The organism is Calothrix sp. CCY 0018, from assembly GCF_963920925.1.
Taxonomy (GTDB): domain Bacteria; phylum Cyanobacteriota; class Cyanobacteriia; order Cyanobacteriales; family Nostocaceae; genus Rivularia.
The window spans coordinates 1-929 of the sequence record NZ_CAWUDI010000124.1; the positions used below are offsets into that span (position 1 = coordinate 1).

General features: G+C 43.2%; 1 protein-coding gene. It reads right to left on the reverse strand.

Annotated elements, in window-relative coordinates; genetic code table 11:
- Positions 1–371, reverse strand: a 371-nt coding sequence (locus ACM03V_RS34440; protein WP_414625306.1) for a reverse transcriptase N-terminal domain-containing protein, incomplete at its 3' end; no start/stop codon positions are given.
- Positions 372–929: the final 558 nt, after the last annotated feature.

A 929-nucleotide genomic window follows, 5' to 3' on the forward strand; every position in this document is an offset into this window, starting at 1 on the left:
GGAATTTTCAGCATTCTGGTAGTTCCGTCCTTTTTAGGAATGGGGATACTACGTAGCTTCTGGTGATGCCAGTTGTTACTTGTATCCTTCAGAAGTATTTCAAGTTCAAATCTCTCTTTAAAATTAAGGGATTTTTTACCGTCAATACCTGCTGTTTTCTTGCCTGCGTTTAGCTGAGTTACTTGACGTATAGCCAAAAATCTAGCCGCTTGAGATTTCAGAATAAGCTTTTGAAGTGACAAAGCTTTGCGCTTGTCTCCAGCTCGAATTGCTTTGAACACTCGACATTGTAGGCGAAATAAATCTTTACGGAATTTCTTCCAGCTTAGATTCTTCCAAGATTCACTAGTTTTGTAACTGTGCCTAATCATGCTCTAACTCCGCTCGCGTGTTTTCTGAATACCTTGCAGCAATTACGCCGCATCCTACCCGAATCAAAAGAGTTCCGTATCTCGTCTTACCTACCTGGGGTTCGACTTCCCCAAGACTTTTGACTCGTTTTTATTCGTTCCCTCAGATGATTAGATATCTTTTGAATATCTATTTTCGTTCCTTTAGGTGTAGCCACTTTAACCACACGGATACCCTAGATTCTTGCTGCTATTATATTTAAAATGCAGCGGGCATTAGCTCCGGTAAAGTCAAGGTTTTGATGTTATGCCTTGCTCATGCATAGGTCACTTTTATAGGCTCTGTTTCACCGTGGGAACTCCCTATTAGCGCCAGTGTCAGCCCATAACAGCCGTCTGGTTGCGCCCTGTTCCCAGCTTCACTCTACAAGAATCGAGCTTGTTCGGTGTGGGCCGCCTCTGGAGTCACGCTCGAATCTAGCGGATAGGACTTTCACCTATATCGGTCTGAGAGTTCAGTGCTTAGTTTTACCTAAGTTTCACTGGCTTAGTTATGTACGGACTGATTACCGTGATTCA